A 21,805-nucleotide genomic window follows, 5' to 3' on the forward strand; every position below is an offset into this window, starting at 1 on the left:
TCTATTTTTCACCGAGAACGGGGTTTTCGCCAGCCTTCGTCCGGGCACCCCTCCTGGAACCCGCCGTCGAGGCCCGAGACGCGGCCCGTCACGCGGACGCAGAGGCGCCCCGCACCGGCAGGGAAAAATGAAAGACGGTCCCTCCTCCTGGATTGTCGCGGTAGGCCAGCGTGCCGCCATGGAATTCGATCGTGGTGCGGCAAATCTTCAGACCCATGCCCATCCCGTCGGCCTTCGTCGAGAAGAAGGGCGAGAACAGCCGCTCCCCGACCTCGGGCGCGATGCCGTGCCCCCGGTCGGCGACGCTGACGGCCACGCTGCCGCGGGCCTGCGGATCGACACCCGCGCCGATGCGCAGCAAGCGACGCGCCGGCTCCACGTCCCGCATGGCCTCGATGGCGTTGCGCGTGAGGTTCAGCAGCACCTGTTCGAGCATGGCCGGATCGGCCAGCACCTGGGGCAGGCCGGGCTCGATCTCGGTCTGGATGGTCACGAAGTACTGGTTGGCCTGCAGTTCAACCAGCTGGATCACGTCCGCGATCAGCGCAGCCAGGTCGACCGGCTCCCGCTTCGGCTCGCGCCGCTTGACGAAGGTATGGACGCTGCGGATGATGTGGCCGGCCCGCTGGATCTGCACATTGGCCTTTTCCAGCGCCATCTTGATCGGGCCGATCCCGTCCACGCCGGCCAGCCGCGCATTGCCTTCGAGCAGATTGAGCGCGCCGGTGGTGTAGCTGGAAATCGCCGCGAGGGGCTGGTTCAGTTCGTGCGCCAGGGTCGAGGCGATCTCCCCCATGGTCGCCAGCCGCGCGCTGGCCTGCAGTTTCTCCTGCTGGCGGCGGTTCAGTTCCTCGAAGCGCCTGCGGTCGGAAATATCCAGGATCGACCCCATCCAGCCCGTCTGCCGGCCGCTGTCGTCCAGCAGCGGGGATTCGTAGACGAGCACCGGGATGCGCTCGCCATCGCTGCGCTGGAAGACCGTCTCGAATCCCTGCGAGTTCCCGACCCCGGCCTTGCGCTCCGCCAGCCGCTGCTCGTATTCGTTCATCGCTTCGGGCGCCCAGTACGGCATCGGCGGCAGGCGCCCGACCAGCTCCTCAGCCGGCATCCCGACCATGCGGCAGAACGCCGGGTTCACGTACGTCATGCGGCCCTCCAGGTCGCGCGCGCGCAGGCCCGTGACCAGGGAATCCTCCATCGCCGCGCGGAAGGCCGCCTGCGCCCGCAGCGCATCCTCGGCGGCCATGCGGCGATTGATGTCGCGCCACAGCGCCGCCAGACTCCAGATCAGGCCGAGCGACAGCGCGATCACGGATCCGACCAGCAGGTTGGGCAGCAGATGCGGCGCGCTCTTGACGCTGTTGGTGCGCAGCGTGATGTCGGCATACGGCAGGTGCAGGTCGCGCGAATGCGTATAGACGCCCCGCCCGGGTCCGCCGGCCGCGCGCAGCCCGAGCACGTTCTCATGCCGGTCGATGAGCAGGATCTCGTTGTCCTGGGCGAACCACCAGGGCACCATCTGCTCCAGGATGCCGGCCACCGAATACGTGGCGACGAGGCTGCCCAGGTAGCGGTCCCCCTGGAACAGCGGCACGTAGTAGTCCATCAGGACCGGCCGTTCCCGGCCGGGCGGCGGCGCGGGCTGGCCATACTGCGGCGTGCGCGTCCCGCGCGCGCGTTCCAGGCCGGACGGCGAAGGCGGCGGCAGGGTGTCCGCGCCGTGGCCGGCGGCGCCGCTTGCGGCCACGATGCGCCCGTCGGCGTCCAGCCGGACGATGCGCATCAGTTCGGGGTGGCTGCGCCCGAGAAAATCCATGCGCGCCCGCAGGCGCTCGTCCGACAGGACGCCGGCCGCGATCTCATTGGCCATGAGACGGAGGTTGTCCTCGTTGCGGCCGAGCTGGAAACGGATCGTCTGCTCGAGCCAGAGCGTATCGGCGATCAACTGCTCCTGGCGCTCGTCGGCCTCCATCTGCCGCGCCCGGCCCGGCAGCCAGAGCAGGGACGCCAGGATCAGCAACACGAACATCATGGGAACCAGCCACAGCAGCACGCCGCGGCGGGTGAACGAGAGGCGGGTCGGACGGGCGTTCATGCGGGATGATCGGCGAAGATGTCCTGGTCGGCCGATTCGGACGTCCGGCCTCGGCGCCCGAGGCGGCCGGGACGAACCGGATTCCCAGTGTAGCCGAGGCGGCGGAACGGCCACGCCGCGCAGGCATTGTGGTTATCCACAGTTGAAACCCGCCATGCGGCTGCAGACAATGGCTCGCGCACGGCGGTTGCGCGGACCCCTCTTCCGGATTGCCCCATGAAGCCGTTTTCCCTCCTGCTGGCCTGCGCCCTCGCCTGGGCGCCCCTCGCCGCGCACGCCCAGGAACCGATCCTCATCAAGTTCAGCCACGTGGTCGCGCCGGACACGCCCAAGGGCAAGGCGGCGGAACGGTTCAAGGAACTGGCCGAACGGGCGACGGAGGGACGGGTGCGCGTGCTCGTCCACCCGAACAGCCAGCTCTACCAGGACCGGGAGGAACTCGAGGCGCTGCAGCTGGGCGCCGTGCAGATGCTCGCGCCGTCGCTGTCCAAGTTCAGCCCGCTGGGCGTGCGTGAATTCGAGGTGTTCGACCTGCCCTTCTTCTTTCCGGACAAGGAGGCGCTGCACCGGATCACCGAAGGTCCGATCGGCAGGGACCTGCTGCGCCGCCTGCAGCCCAAGGGCCTGATCGGCCTGGCCTTCTGGGACAACGGCTTCAAGGTCATGTCGGCGAACCGGCCCCTGCGCCTGCCGGCCGATTTCCAGGGCCTGCGCATGCGCATCCAGCCCTCGCGGGTCCTCGACGCGCAGATGCGGGCGCTCGGCGCCAGCCCCATGATCCTGAGGTTCGGCGAGGTCTACCACGCACTGCAATCGGGCGTGGTGGACGGCACCGAGAACCCGCCCTCCAACTTCTACACCCAGAGCATGCAGGACGTGCAATCCCACCTGACGGTTTCCCGGCACGGGTACCTCGGCTATGCCGTTGTGGTCAACCGGAAATTCTGGGAAGGCCTGCCTCCGGGGATCCGCTCGGCGCTCGAGGACGCCATGCGCGAGGCCACGCGCTATGCCAACACGATCGCGCAGCAGGAAAACGACCGGGCGCTGGAGGCCGTGCGCGCATCCGGCAAGACGGAAATCCACATGCTGGACGAAGAGGAGCGCCGGCGGTGGCGGGACGCACTGGCGGCGACGACCGCCGAAATGGAGGCGCGCATCGGCAAGGACCTGGTCGACGAGATCCGGAACGAGATCGCCCCCTGAGCCGGGGCCGATTGCGGATGTCCACAATTGCCCCGCCGGAAGCGGCCTGCGCATAATCGCCCCCGAAGCTCGCCCCGCGCGGCGAGCCGCGATGGGTTCCAACGCAGTTCCCACACCGATCATTCCAGAGAGGAGTCAAGCACATGAAGATCAAGTCCATCGGCCTGCTCGCGGGCCTCGCGCTGGTCGCGAGTTCCGGCGCCTTCGCCCAGAAGTACCCCGAAAAGACGATCACGATGATCGTGCCCTTTTCCGCCGGCGGCCCCACCGACACGGTCGCGCGCCTGATCGCGCAGGCCATGAGCAACGACCTCGGCCAGCAGGTCATCGTCGAGAACGTGGGCGGCGCGGGCGGCACCATCGGCGCCGCGCGCGTCGCCAAGGCCGAGCCCGACGGCTACACCGTGCTGCTGCACCACATCGGCATGTCCACCGCGCCCAGCCTGTACCGCAAGCTGAGCTTCAATCCGCTGACCGACTTCGAACCGGTGGGCCTCGTCACCGACGTGCCGATGACCTTCATCGCGCGCAGCGACTTCCCGGCGCAGAACTTCAACGAACTGGTCTCCTACATCAAGACCAACAAGGACAAGGTCACCTACGCCAACGCCGGACTGGGCGCGGCCTCGCACCTGTGCGGCATGCTGTTCATGAGCGCGCTCGACACCAACATGACCACGGTGCCCTACAAGGGTACCGGCCCGGCCATGAACGACATGCTGGGCCACCAGGTGGACGTGATGTGCGACCAGACCACCAACACCACCAGCCAGATCAAGGCGGGCAAGGTCAAGGTCTACGCGGTGACGACCCCGACCCGCGTACCGTCCCTGCCTGACGTGCCGACCGCCCAGGAAGCCGGCCTGCCGAACTTCCAGGTCGCCGTCTGGCACGGCGTCTACGCGCCCAAGGGCACCCCGAAGGCGGCCGTGGAGCGGCTTTCCAAGTCGCTGCAGGTCGCGCTCGCGGACCAGAACGTCAAGACGCGCTTCGCCGAGCTGGGTACCGAGCCCGTCACCCAGGACCGCGCCACGCCCGAGGCGCTCGGCACCCACCTGAAGGCCGAGATCGACAAGTGGGCCCCCGTCATCAAGGCGGCGGGCACCTTCGCCGACTGACGCAGGCATCCTCGCCCGGGCACGGGCCGCCAGCCGCGCGCCGACGCGGCGGCCCGTGCCCCTTCCGTCCACGGCGGCCCGCGCCGCGCCGGACACGCGCAAGGAGTTCACCGTGTTCCAATTCATACGCCATCCCCAGGATTTCTGGTCCGGGGTCATGTTCATGTTCTTCGGCCTCGCGGCCGTGGTGATCGGGCAGGACTACCCGATGGGCACGGCCGGCCGCATGGGCCCCGCCTATTTCCCGGTCGTCCTGGGCGGGCTGCTGTCCCTGATCGGACTGGCGACCACCCTGCGTTCCCTCTGGACGCGCGGCGAGGCGATCCGCAACTTCTCCCTCCGGGACTCGTCCCTGATCCTGCTCGCGGTCTTCCTGTTCGGCCTGCTCGTGCGCGGCGCGGGCATCGCGGTCGCCGTGGCCGTACTGATCCTGGTCAGCGCCTGCGCGAGCGAAAAATTCAACCTCAAGGCCTCGCTCATCCTCTCGGCCGCGGCCATCCTGTTCTGCGTCCTGGTGTTCGTGAAGGCCCTGGGCCTGCCGCTGCCGGTGTTCGGCCCGTGGCTCGGCCTGTAAGCGGAGGACATCCATGGAACTGCTCGGAAATCTCGCCCTGGGCCTGGACGCCACCCTCACCCTCTCCAACCTGCTCTACTGCCTGGCCGGCGTCTTCCTCGGCACCGCGGTGGGCGTGCTGCCGGGCCTGGGTCCCATCGCCACCATCGCCATGCTGCTGCCGGCGACGTTCTCCCTGCCCCCGGTCACCTCGCTGATCATGCTCGCCGGGATCTACTACGGCGCCTCCTACGGCGGCTCGACCACCGCCATCCTGGTGAACCTGCCGGGAGAATCCTCTTCCGTGGTGACGGCCATCGACGGCTACCAGATGGCACGCAAGGGCCAGGCCGGCAAGGCGCTGGCCATCGCCGCCATCGGCTCGTTCTTCGCCGGCACCGTGGCCACGCTGGTGCTGGCCCTGTTCGCGCCGCCGCTGGCCGACCTGGCCCTGAAGTTCGGCCCCGCCGAATATTTCTCGCTGATGACGCTCGGCCTGGTGGCCGCCGTCGTGCTGGCGCGCGGCTCGCTGCTCAAGGCGATCGGCATGACGGTCCTGGGCCTGCTGCTGGGCCTGATCGGCACCGACGTGAACTCCGGCATGGCGCGCTACACGTTCGACCTGCCGGAACTTGCCGACGGCATCAACTTCGTCATCGTGGCCATGGGCATCTACGGCCTGGGCGAGATCATCCGCAACCTCGAGGACAAGGAGTCCCGCTCGCTGGTGATGAAGAAGGTGACCGGCCTGATGCCCACCCGGGCCGACCTGAAGCGCTCCTGCGCGCCGATCCTGCGCGGCACCGGCATCGGCTGCATCCTCGGCATCCTGCCGGGCGGCGGCACGATGCTGTCCTCCTTCGCCGCCTATTCCATCGAGAAGAAGGTGTCGAAAAACTCGGCCGAATTCGGCCACGGCGCGATCGAAGGGGTGGCGGCGCCCGAGTCGGCCAACAACGCCGGCGCGCAGACCTCGTTCATCCCGATGCTGACGCTGGGCATTCCGTCCAACCCCGTGATGGCGCTGATGATCGGAGCCCTGATCATCCAGGGCATCCAGCCGGGCCCGGCCGTGATGACCGAACAGCCCGCGCTGTTCTGGGGGATCATCGTCTCGATGTGGATCGGCAACCTGTTCCTGATCGTGCTCAACCTGCCGATGATCGGCCTGTGGGCGCGCATGATCATGGTGCCCTACCAGTACCTGTATCCGCTCATCCTGATGTTCTGCGCCATCGGCGTGTTCAGCCTGAACAACAGCGCCTTCGACATCTACCTGATGGCGCTGTTCGGCCTGTTCGGCTACATCTGCCTGAAGCTCGACTGCGAGCCGGCCCCGCTGCTGCTGGGCTACATCCTCGGGCCGATGATGGAGGAATACCTGCGCCGCGCCCTGCTGCTGTCGCACAGCGACCCGATGGTCTTCATCGAGCGCCCGATCAGCGCGGCCATGCTCGGGCTGTCCGCCATCGCCCTGCTCGTGGTCCTGAGCCCGGCGCTGCGCAGGAAGCGCGAGGACGTATTCGTGGAATAGTCCTCCGGACGGGCGCCCCGCGCGGGGCGCCCGCCCCCGCTCACTGCCAGCCCCAGCGGCGGAAATAGAAGCCCTTCATCCACTGCGTCAGGCCCATGTAGCCCAGCAGGATCAGGGGCAGCAGCACGAAATACAGCGGCGGCAGGGCTTCCAGCCGCAGCCCCGGCGCCAGCGGCCCCATCGGCAGGAACAGTCCCACCGCCATGATGGCCCCCGTCATCGCCAGCAGCGGCCAGGCCGCCCGGCTCTGCAGGAAGGGCACCTTGGGCGTGCGGATCATGTGCACGATCAGGGTCTGGGTCAGCAGGCCGACCACGAACCAGCCCGACTGGAACAAGGTCTGGTGCGCCGGCGTGTTCGCGCCGAACACGAACCACATCATGGCGAAGGTGAGGATGTCGAACACCGAGCTGATCGGACCGAAGAACAGCATGAAGCGGCCGATCTCGCCGGGCTGCCAGCGCTGCGGGCGCCGCACTTGCTCCTCGTCCACGCGGTCGAACGGGATGGCGGCCTGCGAGACGTCGTACAGCAGGTTCTGCACCAGCAGGTGGATCGGCAGCATGGGCAGGAAGGGGATGAAGGCGCTGGCGACCAGCACCGAGAAGACGTTGCCGAAGTTCGAGCTGGCCGTCATCTTGATGTACTTCAGCATGTTGGCGAAGGTGCGGCGGCCCTCGATCACGCCCGCCTCCAGGACCATCAGGCTCTTTTCCAGCAGGATGATGTCGGCCGCCTCGCGGGCGATGTCCACGGCCGTGTCCACCGAGATCCCGACGTCGGCGGCGCGCAGCGCGGGCGCGTCGTTGATGCCGTCGCCCAGGAAGCCGACGACGTGGCCGCCGGCCTTCAGCACCCGCACGATGCGCTCCTTGTGCGCGGGCGTCAGGCGGGCGAACACGTCGTGCGATTCCACGGCCCGCGCCAGCGCGGCATCGTCCATGTCCTCCACGTCCCCGCCCAGCAGCACGCCGCGCGGCGCCAGGCCCACGCTGCCGCAGACCTTGGCCGCGACCCGCTCGTTGTCGCCAGTCAGCACCTTGACCGACACGCCGTGCGCGGCCAGGGCCGCCAGGGCCTCGGACGTGGATTCCTTCGGGGGATCCAGGAAGGCGATGGTGCCCGCCAGGACCAGGCCGCGCTCGTCGGCCACGCCATAGGCGCCGCGCGCGGGCTCCGGCACCCGGTACGCCACGGCGACCACCCGCAGGCCCTCGTCGTTCAGCGCCGACGCCACCGCCCGGACGCGCTCCAGCCGCTCGGGCGTCAGCGGCGCTTCCTCGCCGTCATGCAGCACGCGATCGCAGACCCGCAGGACTTCCTCCACCGCGCCCTTGGTGATCAGCAGGTGCCGGCCGTCGGCGCCGGCCACCACCACCGACATGCGGCGACGCTCGAAGTCGAAGGGGATCTCGTCGACCTTGGCATAGGACGCGGCCAAGCCGGGCGGCCCGCCGGCGTCCGCCCGCGCCAGGACGGCCTCGTCCAGCAGGTTCCTCAGCCCGGTCTGGTGCCGGCTGTTCAGCCAGGCCAGCTCCAGCACCCGGTCCGAGGTCTCGCCCCAGGCGTCCGCATGCCGTTCCAGGACGATCCGGTCCTCCGTGAGCGTGCCCGTCTTGTCAGTGCACAGCACATCCATGGCGCCCAGGTTCTGGATCGCGTCCAGGCGCTTGACCACGACCTTGCGGCGCGACAGCGCGACCGCTCCCTTGGCCAGCGTGGAGGTGGCGATCATGGGCAGCATCTCGGGCGTCAGGCCCACCGCGATGGACAGCGCGAACAGTAGGGCCTCGCCCCAGTCGCCCTTGGTGAAGCCGTTGATGAACAGCACCAGCGGGGCCATCACCAGCATGAAGCGGATCAGCAGCCAGCTCACCTGGTTCACGCCCGCCTGGAACGAGGTCGGTCCCCGGTCCACGGCCTGCACCCGGCCAGCCAGGGCGCCGAAATACGTCCGGTCGCCGGTGGCGAGCACCACGGCCGTCGCCGCCCCCGACACCACGTTCGTGCCCATGAACAGGATGTTGTCCAGTTCCAGCGGATTGCGGGTCGACGCATCGGCATGTTCCGCGAACTTTTCCACCGGCAGGGACTCGCCCGTCATCGCCGCCTGCGCCACGAACAGATCCTTGGCCGACAGCACCCGGCAATCGGCCGGGATCATGTCCCCCGCCGCCAGCCGCACGATGTCGCCCGGCACCAGCATCCGCACCGGCACCTCGACGCCGCGCGCCGGCTCCACCGCCAGCCGCACGCCGAAATACGTCTCGGCCTGCGGAGCGGCGTCGGCCGCCGGCGCGCGCCGCACGACGGTCGCGGTGTTGCCCACCAGCGCCTTCAGCGCGTCGGCCGCCCGGCTGGATCGGGCTTCCTGCCAGAAGCGCAGCAGCGTGGAAAGCGCCACCATCGTCCCGATCACGGTCACCGCCTCCAGGTCCCCCGTCCACCAGGAGATCGCGGCCAGCAGGGTCAGCAGCAGGTTGAAGGGATTGCGGTAGCAGTGCCACAGGTGCCGCCACCACGGCAGCGGCTTCTCGTGGCCGACTTCGTTGAAGCCGGCCCGCGCGCGGATCGCCTCGGCCTGCCGTTCCGTGAGACCGTCGGCATGGCTGCCGAGCTGTTCGAGCAGCGCGTCGCGATCGGCCAGGGCCATGTCGGCCAGGGTCCGGGACAGCGCGTCCGGCGCGTCCCGGCCGACGCCCGTGCGGACGACGGAATCCAGCATGGCCCGCCGGCCGAAATGCCGGGTCATGCGGCGGGCGCGCAGAAAGCCCGCGAAGAGGTTGTTCAGGATGGTGATGTGCATTCTTGTTCTCCTTGGCGCCACCATCCCGGAAAAATCAGGACGGTGGCTTGCGAGGCTGAGGGTCGGGGTTCATGGCATTCGTAGGGTTCTGATTTCGGGAAAACACGCGGGACGGACGCACGCCGGCACCGCCCGGACGCGCGGCGTCCAGGCACATTCCACGGAACGCGGCCGCCCGCCTCGGGACGCGCCGAGGCGAACGGAAGCCCTTCCGGGGAAGCGGCGAAACGGATTCAGGGGGATGGACCGGAGGCCTGAAAGGCCGCCGGGCTGCCGCCCTGCCCTGCGGGCAAGGCGGCGAGAAGACTCGCGGTTACCTTGCCTGCGGGAAGTCGATCAGAAATCGACAACTGGGTAAGTCCACAGGAGGAACTCCGGAAAATGAAGACGGCGGGATTTTAATGCGGACCGGACGCGCAGGCAAGAAAAAACGGCCACATGCCGCGCGGCCGGACGGCGGACGCATTGCACGGCGCGGCCGGGAGCGATACGCTTGCCAGGCCGCAACCGCCCCGGGAGCCCATCTTGTCCAGCAGCCCGATCACCAACGAACTCCTGCACGTCCTGTTCCTCGTCGCCATCGCCGCCGAGGCCATGACCGCCGCGCTCGCGGCCGGGCGCCGGGAAATGGACTGGCTGGGCGTGTGCCTGCTGGGCTGCATCACCGCGCTGGGCGGCGGCTCGGTGCGCGACCTGCTGCTGGACCACCATCCCCTGTCCTGGATCGCCCACCCGTCCTACCTGCTGCTCACCGGCGGCGCGGCCCTGGTCACCATCGCGCTGGCCCGGTTCATCCACCCACTGCGGCACCTGTTCCTGTTCCTGGACGCCGTCGGCCTGGTGGTCTTCACCGTGATCGGCTGCGACATCGCCCTGGGCCTGGGCCTGCCCTGGAGCATCGCCATCGTCTCGGGCATGATCACCGGCTGCGTGGGCGGCGTGCTGCGCGACGTGCTGTGCAACGAAGTCCCGCTGCTGTTCCGCGCCGAGCTCTACGCCACGGTGTCCATCGTCGCGGGCGCCCTGTACGTCGCCGGCCTGGCGCTCGAACTGCACCAGGAGACCGTCACGAGCGGTGCGCTGGCGATCGGCCTGGCGCTGCGGCTGCTGGCCCTGCGCTTCGGCTGGAGCATGCCCAAATTCGTCTACACGCGGGACCTGCACTGACGCCGGAGCGCCGCGCACGGAGGCGCAGCCTGCGGCGCGCGGCCCGCATCGCCCCATCCCGCGCCGCCCGGGTCGATGCCCGATGCGCCGGACCCGTGTTTGCGCGACAATCATCCTCTGCCCACCCTGCCCGTCCCTGGGGATCCCCATGTTTCTGCACACCCTGCTGCTCGTCATGACGATCCACGCCGTGGCCCTGGTCTCGCCCGGCCCCGACTTCGCCGTCGTCACCCGCCTGTCCATCGTCTCGGGCCGGCGCGCCGGCCTGTGGGCGGCGGCGGGGGTCGCCAGCGCCATCGGCGTCTACACCCTGGTCAGCCTGCTGGGCCTGACCCTGGTGCTGGCCGCCCTGCCGGGCCTGTCGCGCGCCCTGTCCATCGCCGGCGCGCTCTACCTGATGTGGCTGGGCATCCAGTGCCTGCGCTCCAAGGGCCACATGCCCGAGTCGGGTTCCGCCGCCCTGGGCGGACGGCGCGCCTACGTGACCGGCTTCTTCACCAACCTGCTCAACCCCAAGGCCATGCTGTATTTCGGCTCCATCCTGTCCCAGGCGGTCACGCCGGACCTGGGCGGCGCCCACCTGGCCGTGGTCTGGACGGTGCTGGTGGCCGAATCCCTGCTGTGGTTCGCCCTGGTCGCCACGCTGTTCTCGGCCCCGCGCATGCTGCAATGGCTGCGCACCCGCCTGCGCTGGTTCGACCGCGCCATCGGCGTGGTGCTGCTGGGGCTGGCGGCCAAGGTCGGCAGTTCGGGGATGTAGCCGCGCGGGGCGCCGCGGCCGGACCGGCCCGTGCCGTCTCAGCCCGCCGTCCCGACGGCCGGGCGGCCGCTGTGGAAGCGGAATTCCGCATCCGGCGACTCGATCAATTCCTGTTCCACCTCGCGGATCCGGAGCACCGAACGCTCCATGTCGCGCGCCTCGCCGAAGCGGCGGGCGAACCGCAGATAGCCCTGGTAATGGCGGCTTTCCGATTGCAGCAGCCCGGCGTAGAACGCGGCCAGTTCCTCGTCCAGGTGCGGCACCAGCGCGGCGAAGCGCTCACAGGAACGGGCCTCGATGAAGGCCCCGACGATCAGAGTGTCGACCAGCTTCGCGGGCTCATGGGTGCGCACCGCCGCCCGCAAACCGGACGCATAGCGGCTGGCCGTCAACGGCCGCAACGTGATGCCGCGCCGCTTCAGGATGCGCAGCACCTGCTCGTGGTGCACCAGCTCTTCGCGCGCCAGCTTCGACAGGGCCATCGACAATTCGGCGTCCTGGCCATAGCGCGCGATCAGGCTCATCGCGGTCGCGGCCGCCTTCAGTTCGCAATTGCGGTGGTCGAGCAGCAGCACGTCCTGCTGCGCCAGGGCGGTCCGCACCCAGGCCTCGGGCGTGGGACACGGCAGGAAATCGAGCAAGTCAGCGGGCAATTCGGGCGGGTTCATCGGGTCTTTCAGGATCGGAGGACGGCGGTCAGACGGAAGTCATCGAGCGCGCGGCAGCTCGCCCGACCCGGGCGGCCGCGCGGGTCCGGGCATGAAACGCCAGGCGATCAGCCACCCCAGCATCTGCACGGCGCACAGCGTGGCCACGGTGCCGGGCCAGCCCCCCAGGGTATAGGCGATGCCGCAGCCCCAGGCGCCCGCGAAGCCGCCGCAGTAATACGCCCCGTAGTACAGGCCGCTGGCCAATGAGCGGCCGCTGGTGACCCGGTGGGCGATGAAGCTCATCGTCGCCGACTGCGTCACGAACACCCCGCAGGCCGTCACGGCCAGCGCAACCACGATGGCCCAGACCGGCGCCGCCAGCGAGCCCAGCACGCCCAGCGCCGACACGGCCACCGCCGCCAGCACCGTGCGCCGCGAGCCGATGCGCGTGATCACCTGCCCCGCCAGCGGCGTGATCACCACCCCCAGCAGATAGACGCTGAAGATGTTGGCCAGGTCGCCCGGACTGAAATGGTAGGGCGCCGCCGCCAGGTGCAGGTTGACGAAGGTGAACAGCCCGACCAGCGCGAACAGCACCGTGAAGCCCAGCGCGCACGCCACCTGCAGCGCGGGATTGCGCAGCAGCCGGCCCAGCGACGCCAAGTTGTCGGCGATCCGGACATTGGCCACGAAATGGCGCGAAGGCGGCAGGCCGCGCCACACCAGCCAGGCGCCCACCAGGTTGATCGCCGTCATCGCCCCGAACGCCGTGCGCCAGGCCATGAACTCGGTCAGGTGCCCCATCAGGAAACGCCCCAGGAAACCGCCCAGCACCGAACCGGTGACGTAGCCGGTGATCAGCCGCACCATCGCGGCGCCGCGGAATTCCTCGCCGATGTAGGCGATCGCCACCACCGACACGCCCGGCACGGCCAGCCCCTGCAGGAAGCGCAGCACCAGCAATCCGTGCACGGACTGCACCTGCGTCATCAGCGCCGTGGGCACGGCCAGCGCGAACACGGACACCGTGATCAGCCATTTGCGCCCCAAGGCGTCGGACAGCATGCCGATGAAGGGCGAGATCAGCGCCACCGCCAGCACCGTCATCCCCACGGCGTTGCCGATCTCGACCACCGTGGCGTTCAGGTCCCGCTGCAATTCGGGCAGGATCGACTGCACCGAGTACACCTGGATGAAGGCGAACACGCCCACCAGCGCCACGGTCAGCAGCAAGGGCACGGTCAGCCGGTAGTGGTCGTCGGAGTCGGAGGAAGGAGAGGCGGGCATGAAGAAAGGGCCTGGGAGTGCGGGCGCGGGTTCGTTCGCCCGCAGCCCTTGGACCGTTAGATTAACAGTTGGCGCGGCCCGCTCGCTGACGACACCCTGACGCCCGCGGCTCGGGGTAAGCTCATGCTCGACATCCCGCAACCACCCCGCCCCGCCCGGGCCGACACGCCATGCTGACCATTCTCGGAAAACGCGCCTCCATCAACGTCCGCAAGGTCATGTGGACCTGCGACGAACTCGGCCTGGACTGGCGGCAGGAAGACTGGGGCGCGGGGTTCCGCGATACCCATGTCGATGAATTCAGGGCGCTCAACCCCAACGCGATGGTGCCGGTGCTGCTCGACGGGGATTTCGTGCTCTGGGAATCGAACAGCATCATCCGCTACCTCGCCAACCGCCAGGGCGACGAGGCCCTGTACCCGCGCAAGGCCCGGGAGCGCGCCCGCGTGGACCAGTGGCTGGACTGGCAGGCTTCCGACCTGAACCGGTCCTGGAGCTATGCGTTCATGGCGCTGGTCCGGCGGTCGCCCGACCACACGGACGCTGCCCAAATCCAGGCCTCCCTGCAAGCCTGGAACGGCTTCATGAAAATCCTGGACGGCCGCCTGGCCGAGACTGGAGCCTTCGTGGCCGGCACCGATTTCAGCTTGGCCGACATCGCCATCGGACTGTCCGTGAACCGCTGGTTCGAAACGCCCTTCGACCATCCTTCGCTGCCGGCGGTCGAGGCTTATTACCGGCGGCTGGGGGAGCGGCCCGGATTCAGGGAACATGGGGGGAATGGGGTGGCTTGAGGGGGGGCAATCACCGAAATTCTGCAGATGCTCCCAGCCCTGTTGCCGCTCAATCAATCACGCCCAGAAATTCGCCAACCACACGATAACGATGATCGTCGTCGCCGCTGAGCTCGAGCGTCGTCATCTGGGGATTGTGGGAGCGTGGCTTCAAGAGAATTCTCTGGTGGTGCCATCCGTCTTCAGTATCAATCTTGATGCTTTGGTATTCCTTGACGGTATATCGTGAGCCCGAATCCCCATCCTGGATATCGTCGCACTCGACCAGCACGATCTTTCCGTTCCGGCTGCCGCCGGGGTTCAGGCGGAAAAGGCAGGTAGCGCCGTTCGGAATGATCTTGTTCATCGACTCTCCGACCACCCGGCAGGCGAAAATATTCCTTCCCACCGCCATACCCTGCGGCACAGCGACCCAGTTTTCATGCCTGACATGCTGGAGTTCGCTGAAACCGCCCGCGGCGGCCTGCAAGTCGTAGAGAGGAACCGCATTGACGTAAGGTTCCAGCTTTTCAGGCGGCCTGGCCAAGGCGATGACATTGGATTTATAGGTGGGTATGTGACGCTTCAGGTAGTTGCGCAGGCCTTCATCGCAAGCGTAGACGAAAGTTCCCCTGATGCCACGCAGCATGATGGTTTTGTAGATATTGAGGATGTACCGCTTCAGCTCATCCGGATCGTCTATGGTTTGCTTGCCGTTGCGGTCATGGTAGCTGGCTTGGTCGATGAGTATCTGGTCCCGCTGCGCGTCATAGCGGATTTCATGGCCGAAAATGACGCCCGCGTAGTTCAGGTCATAACCTTGGGTGGTATGAATGCAGCCAACCTCGTGCTCGGCACCCGGCGCGTTGACCCAGTCGATACTGGTGCGGTTCCAACGCAGCTGCACATCCGCAATCTCGATATCGTATGCACTCGGTTTCTTTCTCGACACCCACGGCCAGGCATAGCCGGCAATGAGGCGCGCAAGGCCATAAGCTTGATTCCGCTGACCGATCTCCCTCACCATGTCCGATATGTCGTCGAACACCAGGAACTCGTATTTCTTTGAATGGAATTTCCCGGTGCCGGGCAGGCGCACGTTCAAAAGGTCGTCGAGGAACTCCACATAGTGCCGGCCTCCTTGGACCCGGAACTGGGAAACCAGCGTCATGACCTTCGAGTCGGACGACGATTTGATGACTTGGAAATCGCTGGCATTGGCATCGGACGGCTTGATGGTCTGGTCCGCGTCGTAGAAAAAGACGGCCTTTCTCGACTGTCGGGTGACCCAATCGACCTCGCTGCACGTATTCTTGTCCAGCCCCAAGGTTGCGCAGACCTTGTCGAAGACGCCGTAGTAGGAGCCCAGATTGACCCGTTTGCGCAACCGATGGGATTCATCGACCAGAACGATATCGTAGGTCTGCCGAGTCAGCTCTGAAGGACTGATGACCATGCCTGGATGCAGGCCGACGACGTTCCTGAATGCTTTTTTCAGGGTCTTCCGGAAGGATGCCATCGGCACGACCAGCGCCATGTGCGGCTGAACGTAAAGGCGCTTGAATTGCGCCAGCAAATCTCGAAGCTCGGTTTCCTCTTCAGAGAATCCACGCAAATCCAGCTCAGCATCGTCGGTGTGGATCAGCTTGAACAGAAATATGGCCAGAACGGATTTTCCGGTGCCTGCTCCGCCTTCCACCACCAAGTTCTTCAGTCCTGGATCCAGCAGCGCCCGCATAACCTCAATCAAGCCCTTGCGTTGGTCGAACGACAAGGATTTGTAGGGCGAATACTTGAAGATGTCGGAGTTGTCGATGGCCTCCAGGGAATGCGAGGCAACGCCTTGCCTCCGCAGCTTGTCCCAGGCATCCTGGAAGATCTTCGAATAAAGCTCGTCCTTCTGGAAGTAGTTATGATCGACCAGCCCCAGATTGCCGTTCAGCAGCTTGAAGCAGCCGTCGGCCGCCATGTACCTGATCAGCGAGGATTCGATGTCAAGCGTCGCGGATTTATTGAAGCACTCGCTGCTGATGAGGTGCACCGTGGTCAGCTGTTTCTTGCGCGGATGCTTGAGGTGAGCATTCAGCCGGGTGAGCGTGTCGGTGGTTTCGCCGACATAGGCAGTGCGCTTGGAGGCGTTACGCTCGGCGCCGTCGCTCAGGATGTATACCAACGGCCAATGATCGGCGGCGTATGCATTGGCTTGTATGGCCGCCAAGGCTTCTGCAGAAAACCCGTATCGGTTGACTTCGACAAGGTCTGACTGGCTCATAGCTCGTTGTATTTCTTTGCGCTGCCCCGGGCTTTGTCGACCGGGTATTTTTCCTCGTTTCGTTCGATTTTATCCAGGACGATCTGCTGGACGTCAAAGCCGTAGGCATCCGACAGCAGCAGCGCGTAGGCCAGCACATCAGCCAGTTCCTCCTTGACCTTCTCGGGATCGGCTTCTTCAGGGGCCTTCCAGAGGAAAGCCTCCAGCAGCTCGCTAGCTTCGATGCTCAGGGCCACTGCCAAGTCTTTGGGGTTATGAAACTGCTTCCAGTCGCGATCATCGCGAAACTGGCGCAACCTTTGCAGGATCTGGTCCATTTCCTTAGCCTTTCCCCGGGTCAATGCAACGTCAAGAATGATAGCGCGGCAATTCAGCCTCAGCGTTCACGCCTGCTGCGGAAGATCTCCGGATCAGATAGGGAGAGTAGGGTTCGCTGCTCAACGGTCTTTACGCAGCAGGCCATCAATGGGGCAATTTCTCTGAAAAATACCCCATTGAACCCACCCGGTTCCCCCATTCACACGTTAAACAAGAAATTCATCACGTCCCCGTCCTTCACCACGTACTCCTTCCCTTCGGCCCGCATCTTGCCGGCTTCCTTCGCGCCCTGCTCGCCCTTGCAGGCGATGAAGTCGTCGAAGGCGATGGTCTGGGCGCGGATGAAGCCGCGTTCGAAGTCGGTGTGAATGACGCCGGCCGCCTGGGGGGCGGTGGCGCCGACGGGGATGGTCCAGGCGCGGACTTCCTTGACGCCGGCGGTGAAATAGGTCTGCAGGCCCAGCAACCGGTAGCCGGCGCGGATGACGCGGTCCAGGCCGGGCTCGGTCATGCCCATGTCTTCCAGGAAGACGGTCTTGTCCTCGTCGTCCAGGTCGGCGATTTCGGCCTCGATGGCGGCGCAGACGGCGACCACGGGGGCGTTCTCCGCCGCGGCGTAGTCCTGCACCGCCTTCAGGTGCGGATTGTCCTGGAAGCCGTGATCCTTGACGTTGGCGACGTACATGGCGCGCTTGGCAGTGATGAAGCAGTAGCCCTTGATCAGGGCCTGCTCGTCCTCGTCCAGGCCCAGGCTGCGCACGGACTTGCCCTGGTCCAGGGCGGCCACGATGCGCTCCAGCAGGGCCACCAGACGGATGGCTTCCTTGTCGCCGGAATTGGCCAGCTTGCGGTTCTTCTGCAGGGCCTTGTCGGCGGTGGCCAGGTCGGCCAGGGCGAGCTCGGTGTTGATGACTTCGATGTCGGAGATCGGGTCGATGCGGCCGGCGACGTGGACGACGTTTTCGTCCTCGAAGCAGCGCACGACGTGGACGATGGCGTCGGTCTCGCGGATGTTGGCCAGGAACTGGTTGCCCAGGCCTTCGCCCTTGGACGCGCCCGCCACCAGGCCGGCGATGTCGACGAATTCGACTACGGCGGGCACGATGCGCTCAGGCTTGACGATGGCGGCCAGCTGCGCCAGGCGCGGATCCGGGACCTCGACCACGCCGACATTGGGCTCGATGGTGCAGAACGGGTAGTTCTCCGCCGCGATGCCGGCCTTGGTCAGGGCGTTGAACAGGGTGGATTTGCCGACGTTGGGCAGGCCAACGATGCCGCATTGCAGTGCCATGGGGAACCTGAAAGGAAAAGGGGGATGGAAATCAAGGCGCTATTGTACCCGCAGGACTCGGGGCGGCCCGGCGGGGCATACGCCCCGACCCGCGGACCCGCCCGCTTCGTTCCCAGCCACGGCGAGGTGAAGCCGTACCGCCCGCCAGCCTAGGCGGAAAGCACCGCATCCGTTTCCACGATCCGCGCGAAGTCCGCCCCCAGCAGGGCCATATTCACGTCGAAGATCACACGCGCGGACAGCCGATCGCCCGGCAGGTCGAATCCGATCACCGCATCGCGGACCACCGTCATCCGGAACCCCAAGTCGGCACCGGCGCGCACGGTCGAATCGACGCAGAATCCCGCCACGGCTCCCGTCACGATCAGATCAGTGATTCCCGCCTCGCGCAGATGAGCCTCCAGGCCGGTCGACGCAAAGGCCGAAGACGTCCGCTTGATGAACACGGGCTCGTCATCCACGGCCTCGGCGCACGGCATGGGCGGATAGCCGGACGCGGCGGCGTGAAAGGGCGAAGCGGGATCGCCATCGCTGTGCCGCACATGGATAACCGGCTCGCCCTGCCGGCGAAAAGCCGCCACCAGCGCCGCGATCCTGGCCGGCGCCTGCGGATTGACGTGATCCCGCCCGCTTTCGATGCGATGCTGGACCGCCCACTGCATGTCGATAATAATCAAGGCTCGCATCGAAAGCATCTCCCGAGTCCCCGGCTCACCCCGCCGCCAGCCCCGGCGCAAAATGCAGCACCAGGCCGATCAGCAGCAGCGGTCCGCCGTTGAAGATGGCGTGCAGGGCGATCGAGGCGCCGATGCCCCGGCGCACGCGCACCCAGCCCAGCACCAGGCCGGTGACCCACTGCGGCAGCACCAGCAGCGGCAGCAGCACCAGCGACATGGCGTTGAGGCGGAAATTGAACAGGTGCACGGCGGCGAAGGCCAGCGCGGCGCCGTGGAAGAGCCAGGGGTAGGCGCGCCGCGCCAGGCGCCGGACGCGCCAGGACGCGCGCCAGCCGGCCCGCCAGCGATGGTCGGCCGGATACCAGGCCGGCGCCAGCGCCAGCAGCGCCGCGGCGGCGGCCATCAGGCCCGAGGCGATGCCGGCCCCCTGGACCAGGATGGAAGCCATCAGGGGGACGAACCACCACAGCATGGCCGGACGGCGCAGCGCGTAGCGGAAGGTGAGTTCCTCGACGATCGGCGCCCAGATCAGGGCCGTCATCCAGGGCAGGTTGTGGATGTCCAGCCGGTGCTGCGCCCCGCCCGCGTCCGCCGCCGAGAGGGCCAGCGGAGCGAACACGAAGATATTCACGGTCCACAGCAGCACGGCCCAATGGACCAGGCGCCACCAGGGCGCGTTCAGGCTCAGGTCCACCCGCATGCCGGAACCGGCGCGCCGCCCGCCCAGGCGCGGGCCGGGGCGCGGGCGCACGACGAAGCGCAGGAAGTCGACGATTTCCTGGCCCATGGTGGGCAGGCCGGCGGGACGCTGGAAAAGAGGCATGGACGCCGCGTCAGGAATGGTTGGCCTGGTGCAGGCGTTCGGTGGCGCGGTCGAAGGCGCCGTCCAGCAGCTGCGGCAGGATCACGCGGCAACGGTTGATGACGTCCTCGATGCCGGGCATGTCGTCCTTGCGCGGCGGATGCAGGACGAAGTTGACGACCTGCTGGGCCAGGCCCAGGCTGCGTGGATGGCCGATGCCGATGCGCAGGCGCCAGAAATCGGGGGTGCCCAGCGCGGACTGGATGTCGCGCAGGCCATTGTGGCCGGCATGGCCGCCGCCGAGCTTGAGCTTGACCGCCCCCGGCAGCAGGTCGAGCTCGTCGTGCAGGACCAGGATTTCCTCGGGCCGCAGCTTGTAGAAGCGCGCCAGCGCGCCGACCGCCTGGCCGGACTTGTTCATGAAGGTGGTGGGCTTGGCCAGGATCACCGCCTGCCCCGCGTGGCGCGCGCGCGCAACCCAGGCGAAGAACGGTTTTTCCAGGGTGAAGGCGGCCCGCAGGTCGTCGGCGAAATGATCCGCCAGCCAGAATCCGGCGTTGTGGCGCGTGGCTTCGTATTCGGGGCCGGGGTTGCCCAGCCCCACGATGAGGCGGATGGGCGCTGTCGTCATCGGGAGGGGTGGTCCGAAGAAAAGCACCCATCATACGACAAAACCCCCGCCGGCCTTGCGGCCGGACGGGGGCTTCGTAGGGTCTTGCGGACGGCGCTTATTCGGCGGCCGGCGCGTCGGCGGCGTCTTCGGCCGCCGTGCCCTTGGGCGAAGTGGCCTGGGCCAGCAGCGGGTTGGTGTCCTCGCCGTGGGGGACGAACTTCACGCCCATCGGCAGGGTGACGTCCGACAGGTGCAGGCGGGCGTTGCCCACCAGGCCGCCGAGGTCGACTTCGATGAACTTCGGCAGGTTGGCCGGCAGGCAAGTGATGTCGAGTTCGGTCGGGCCGTGGGTGACGATCTGGCCGGCCAGCTTGACGGCCGGGCTGACGTCGGCGTTCAGGTAGTGCACCGGGACCTTGGTGGTGACGGCCTGGGAGGCGTCCACGCGCTGGAAGTCGACGTGCAGGACCAGGGGCTTGTAGGGGTGCCATTGGGCGGCACGCACCAGGACCGGCTCGGTCTTGCCGTCCAGGACCATGTCCAGGATGGAGGCGTGGAATTCTTCCTTGTTCAGGGCGTGGTAGATCTCGTTGTGGTCGAGCTCGATATTGGCCGGGGCGGACTTGCCGCCGTAGACGATGGCGGGCACCCGACCGGCGCGGCGCAGGCGGCGGCTCGCACTCGAACCCTGGACGCTACGCGAAGTGGCGGTGAATTTCATGGAAAGCTCCAAAACGAGGGCCTTGGAAGGCCCCTGACGACAAAGCAGCCGAAGCTGCGAAACGCCCCGCGCCGCGACCAGCGCGGGGCCATAAAATGAAACGCGTCCGCCCTCAGTCGGCGAACAGCGAGCTGACCGATTCCGCCGTCGAGATGCGCAGGATGGTTTCCCCCAGCAGGGATGCGCAGGACAGCTGGCGGATCTTCGCGCAGGCGCGCGCGGCCTCGTTCAGCGGAATGGTGTCGGTGACGACGAGCTCGTCCAGGGCGGATTCCTGGATGCGCTTAATGGCTTCGCCCGACAGCACGGGGTGCGTGCAATAGGCGTACACGGAACCCGCGCCCCGGTCCTTCAGGGCCTGGGCGGCCTTGCACAGCGTACCGGCGGTGTCGACCATGTCGTCCATGATCAGGCAGGTGCGCCCGTTCACGTCGCCGATGATGTTCATGACCTCGGACACGTTGGCGCGCGGGCGGCGCTTGTCGATGATGGCCAGGTCGGATTCGAGCTGCTTGGCCAGGGCCCGGGCGCGCACCACGCCGCCGATGTCGGGGGACACGACCACCAGGTTCTGGAAATTGCGGCTCCAGATGTCGCCCAGCAGGATCGGCCCGGCGTAGATGTTGTCCACGGGGATGTCGAAGAAGCCCTGGATCTGGTCGGCGTGCAGGTCCATGGTCAGGACCCGGTCCACGCCCACGACCTGCAGCATGTTGGCCACGACCTTGGCCGAGATCGACACGCGGGCCGAACGCGGCCGGCGGTCCTGGCGGGCATAGCCGAAATACGGGATGGCGGCGGTGATGTTGCGCGCGGAGGCGCGGCGCAGGGCATCGACCATCACCATGATTTCCATCAGGTTGTCGTTGGTCGGCGCACAGGTGGGCTGCAGCACGAAGACGTCCTTGCCGCGGACGTTTTCATTGATCTCGACCATGACTTCGCCGTCGGAGAAGCGGCCGACGGTCATCTTGCCCAGGGACATGTCCAGGTGATTCACGACATCGACGGCCAGACGAGGATTGGCCGTGCCGGTGAAAATCATGAATCTGTCTTGTGCCATGGTGTCGAACCAATGTGTCAAATGACAAGGCTGTTGACAGCCTTCCCGCAGGGTGCGGGCCGGTTCAACAGCCTGGTAGCATGCGCTCTGGCGCGGAAA

The 21,805-nt window shown here is 67.0% G+C and carries 19 protein-coding genes; 7 read left to right on the forward strand and 12 right to left on the reverse strand.

The annotated features are described in order from the left end of the window. Positions 1–88: 88 nt before the first annotated feature. Positions 89–2,095, reverse strand: a complete 2,007-nt coding sequence (locus tag ACFO27_RS07390; RefSeq protein WP_376816757.1) for a sensor histidine kinase — start codon at positions 2,093–2,095, stop codon at positions 89–91. Positions 2,096–2,311: 216 nt separating this feature from the next. On the opposite strand from ACFO27_RS07390, the gene ACFO27_RS07395 reads away from it, so the two are divergent. From ACFO27_RS07395 to ACFO27_RS07410, 4 genes are all read left to right on the forward strand, one after another. Beyond that, entirely contained in the window at positions 2,312–3,301 is a 990-nt protein-coding gene (locus ACFO27_RS07395) for a TRAP transporter substrate-binding protein (RefSeq protein WP_376816758.1), read from the forward strand. A gap of 143 nt (positions 3,302–3,444) precedes the next feature. Next, positions 3,445–4,419: a tripartite tricarboxylate transporter substrate binding protein BugD gene (locus ACFO27_RS07400; RefSeq protein WP_376816759.1), complete on the forward strand. Its 975-nt coding sequence runs from the start codon at positions 3,445–3,447 to the stop codon at positions 4,417–4,419. 112 nt (positions 4,420–4,531) lie between these two features. Further along, positions 4,532–4,993, forward strand: coding sequence for a tripartite tricarboxylate transporter TctB family protein (locus ACFO27_RS07405; RefSeq protein ID WP_376816760.1), 462 nt, complete (start codon positions 4,532–4,534; stop codon positions 4,991–4,993). Between the two features lie 13 nt (positions 4,994–5,006). Next, positions 5,007–6,506: a tripartite tricarboxylate transporter permease gene (locus ACFO27_RS07410; protein WP_376816761.1), complete on the forward strand. Its 1,500-nt coding sequence runs from the start codon at positions 5,007–5,009 to the stop codon at positions 6,504–6,506. Positions 6,507–6,546: 40 nt separating this feature from the next. On the opposite strand, the gene mgtA is transcribed toward ACFO27_RS07410, so the two are convergent. After that, positions 6,547–9,312 (reverse strand): magnesium-translocating P-type ATPase, encoded by a 2,766-nt coding sequence (mgtA, locus tag ACFO27_RS07415; protein WP_376816762.1) that lies wholly within the window; start codon positions 9,310–9,312, stop codon positions 6,547–6,549. 540 nt (positions 9,313–9,852) lie between these two features. Between mgtA and ACFO27_RS07420 the strand changes: the two genes are divergently transcribed. Both ACFO27_RS07420 and ACFO27_RS07425 read left to right on the forward strand, forming a co-directional pair. Continuing rightward, positions 9,853–10,479, forward strand: coding sequence for a trimeric intracellular cation channel family protein (locus tag ACFO27_RS07420; RefSeq protein ID WP_323023424.1), 627 nt, complete (start codon positions 9,853–9,855; stop codon positions 10,477–10,479). A gap of 148 nt (positions 10,480–10,627) precedes the next feature. Then, positions 10,628–11,239 carry a LysE family translocator gene (locus ACFO27_RS07425; RefSeq protein WP_043684506.1) on the forward strand — a complete coding sequence of 204 codons (612 nt, stop codon included), beginning with the start codon at positions 10,628–10,630 and terminating at the stop codon, positions 11,237–11,239. A 38-nt stretch (positions 11,240–11,277) separates the two neighbouring features. On the opposite strand, the gene ACFO27_RS07430 is transcribed toward ACFO27_RS07425, so the two are convergent. Further along, a complete protein-coding gene (locus ACFO27_RS07430) occupies positions 11,278–11,907 on the reverse strand; it encodes a MiaE family protein (RefSeq protein ID WP_376816763.1) in 630 nt (209 codons plus the stop codon). Between the two features lie 39 nt (positions 11,908–11,946). Beyond that, positions 11,947–13,176: an MFS transporter gene (locus tag ACFO27_RS07435; protein ID WP_376816764.1), complete on the reverse strand. Its 1,230-nt coding sequence runs from the start codon at positions 13,174–13,176 to the stop codon at positions 11,947–11,949. A gap of 170 nt (positions 13,177–13,346) precedes the next feature. Between ACFO27_RS07435 and ACFO27_RS07440 the strand changes: the two genes are divergently transcribed. Further along, positions 13,347–13,970 (forward strand): glutathione S-transferase family protein, encoded by a 624-nt coding sequence (locus tag ACFO27_RS07440; protein ID WP_376816765.1) that lies wholly within the window; start codon positions 13,347–13,349, stop codon positions 13,968–13,970. 49 nt (positions 13,971–14,019) lie between these two features. Here the strand turns inward: ACFO27_RS07440 and ACFO27_RS07445 are convergent, their stop codons facing one another. From ACFO27_RS07445 to ACFO27_RS07480, 8 genes are all read right to left on the reverse strand, one after another. Next, positions 14,020–16,221: a DNA/RNA helicase domain-containing protein gene (locus tag ACFO27_RS07445; RefSeq protein WP_376816766.1), complete on the reverse strand. Its 2,202-nt coding sequence runs from the start codon at positions 16,219–16,221 to the stop codon at positions 14,020–14,022. Further along, positions 16,218–16,538 (reverse strand): nucleotide pyrophosphohydrolase, encoded by a 321-nt coding sequence (locus ACFO27_RS07450; protein WP_376816767.1) that lies wholly within the window; start codon positions 16,536–16,538, stop codon positions 16,218–16,220. The genes ACFO27_RS07445 and ACFO27_RS07450 overlap by 4 nt, the downstream gene beginning before the upstream one ends. Before the next feature lie 200 nt (positions 16,539–16,738). Next, positions 16,739–17,830 carry a redox-regulated ATPase YchF gene (gene ychF / locus ACFO27_RS07455; RefSeq protein ID WP_376816768.1) on the reverse strand — a complete coding sequence of 364 codons (1,092 nt, stop codon included), beginning with the start codon at positions 17,828–17,830 and terminating at the stop codon, positions 16,739–16,741. A gap of 149 nt (positions 17,831–17,979) precedes the next feature. Next, positions 17,980–18,516 carry a cysteine hydrolase family protein gene (locus ACFO27_RS07460; protein ID WP_376816769.1) on the reverse strand — a complete coding sequence of 179 codons (537 nt, stop codon included), beginning with the start codon at positions 18,514–18,516 and terminating at the stop codon, positions 17,980–17,982. 25 nt (positions 18,517–18,541) lie between these two features. Continuing rightward, on the reverse strand, positions 18,542–19,330 hold the full coding sequence (locus ACFO27_RS07465) for a CPBP family glutamic-type intramembrane protease (RefSeq protein ID WP_376816770.1): 789 nt from the start codon (positions 19,328–19,330) through the stop codon (positions 18,542–18,544). Between the two features lie 10 nt (positions 19,331–19,340). Next, on the reverse strand, positions 19,341–19,940 hold the full coding sequence (gene pth / locus ACFO27_RS07470) for an aminoacyl-tRNA hydrolase (RefSeq protein WP_376816771.1): 600 nt from the start codon (positions 19,938–19,940) through the stop codon (positions 19,341–19,343). A 97-nt stretch (positions 19,941–20,037) separates the two neighbouring features. Next, entirely contained in the window at positions 20,038–20,643 is a 606-nt protein-coding gene (locus ACFO27_RS07475; protein ID WP_376816772.1) for a 50S ribosomal protein L25/general stress protein Ctc, read from the reverse strand. Positions 20,644–20,755: 112 nt separating this feature from the next. Continuing rightward, the gene (locus ACFO27_RS07480; RefSeq protein ID WP_323023351.1) at positions 20,756–21,706 is read right to left on the reverse strand and encodes a ribose-phosphate pyrophosphokinase; all 951 of its coding nucleotides are present in this window, start codon (positions 21,704–21,706) and stop codon (positions 20,756–20,758) included. Between the last annotated feature and the right edge of the window lie 99 nt (positions 21,707–21,805).

It is taken from the genome of Castellaniella denitrificans, from assembly GCF_042653765.1.
Taxonomy (GTDB): domain Bacteria; phylum Pseudomonadota; class Gammaproteobacteria; order Burkholderiales; family Burkholderiaceae_B; genus Castellaniella; species Castellaniella denitrificans.

Bases quoted from the DNA above. Each gene is read 5' to 3' on its own strand.
- pth (WP_376816771.1), bottom strand. From the start codon at position 19,940: ATGACGACAGCGCCCATCCGCCTCATCGTGGGGCTGGGCAACCCCGGC.
- mgtA (WP_376816762.1), bottom strand. From the start codon at position 9,312: ATGCACATCACCATCCTGAACAACCTCTTCGCGGGCTTTCTGCGCGCC.
- ACFO27_RS07450 (WP_376816767.1), bottom strand. From the start codon at position 16,538: ATGGACCAGATCCTGCAAAGGTTGCGCCAGTTTCGCGATGATCGCGAC.
- ACFO27_RS07465 (WP_376816770.1), bottom strand. From the start codon at position 19,330: ATGCCTCTTTTCCAGCGTCCCGCCGGCCTGCCCACCATGGGCCAGGAA.
- ACFO27_RS07475 (WP_376816772.1), bottom strand. From the start codon at position 20,643: ATGAAATTCACCGCCACTTCGCGTAGCGTCCAGGGTTCGAGTGCGAGC.
- ACFO27_RS07460 (WP_376816769.1), bottom strand. From the start codon at position 18,516: ATGCGAGCCTTGATTATTATCGACATGCAGTGGGCGGTCCAGCATCGC.
- ACFO27_RS07430 (WP_376816763.1), bottom strand. From the start codon at position 11,907: ATGAACCCGCCCGAATTGCCCGCTGACTTGCTCGATTTCCTGCCGTGT.
- ACFO27_RS07390 (WP_376816757.1), bottom strand. From the start codon at position 2,095: ATGAACGCCCGTCCGACCCGCCTCTCGTTCACCCGCCGCGGCGTGCTG.
- ACFO27_RS07480 (WP_323023351.1), bottom strand. From the start codon at position 21,706: ATGGCACAAGACAGATTCATGATTTTCACCGGCACGGCCAATCCTCGT.
- ACFO27_RS07410 (WP_376816761.1), top strand. From the start codon at position 5,007: ATGGAACTGCTCGGAAATCTCGCCCTGGGCCTGGACGCCACCCTCACC.
- ychF (WP_376816768.1), bottom strand. From the start codon at position 17,830: ATGGCACTGCAATGCGGCATCGTTGGCCTGCCCAACGTCGGCAAATCC.
- ACFO27_RS07445 (WP_376816766.1), bottom strand. From the start codon at position 16,221: ATGAGCCAGTCAGACCTTGTCGAAGTCAACCGATACGGGTTTTCTGCA.
- ACFO27_RS07440 (WP_376816765.1), top strand. From the start codon at position 13,347: ATGCTGACCATTCTCGGAAAACGCGCCTCCATCAACGTCCGCAAGGTC.
- ACFO27_RS07395 (WP_376816758.1), top strand. From the start codon at position 2,312: ATGAAGCCGTTTTCCCTCCTGCTGGCCTGCGCCCTCGCCTGGGCGCCC.
- ACFO27_RS07425 (WP_043684506.1), top strand. From the start codon at position 10,628: ATGTTTCTGCACACCCTGCTGCTCGTCATGACGATCCACGCCGTGGCC.
- ACFO27_RS07400 (WP_376816759.1), top strand. From the start codon at position 3,445: ATGAAGATCAAGTCCATCGGCCTGCTCGCGGGCCTCGCGCTGGTCGCG.
- ACFO27_RS07435 (WP_376816764.1), bottom strand. From the start codon at position 13,176: ATGCCCGCCTCTCCTTCCTCCGACTCCGACGACCACTACCGGCTGACC.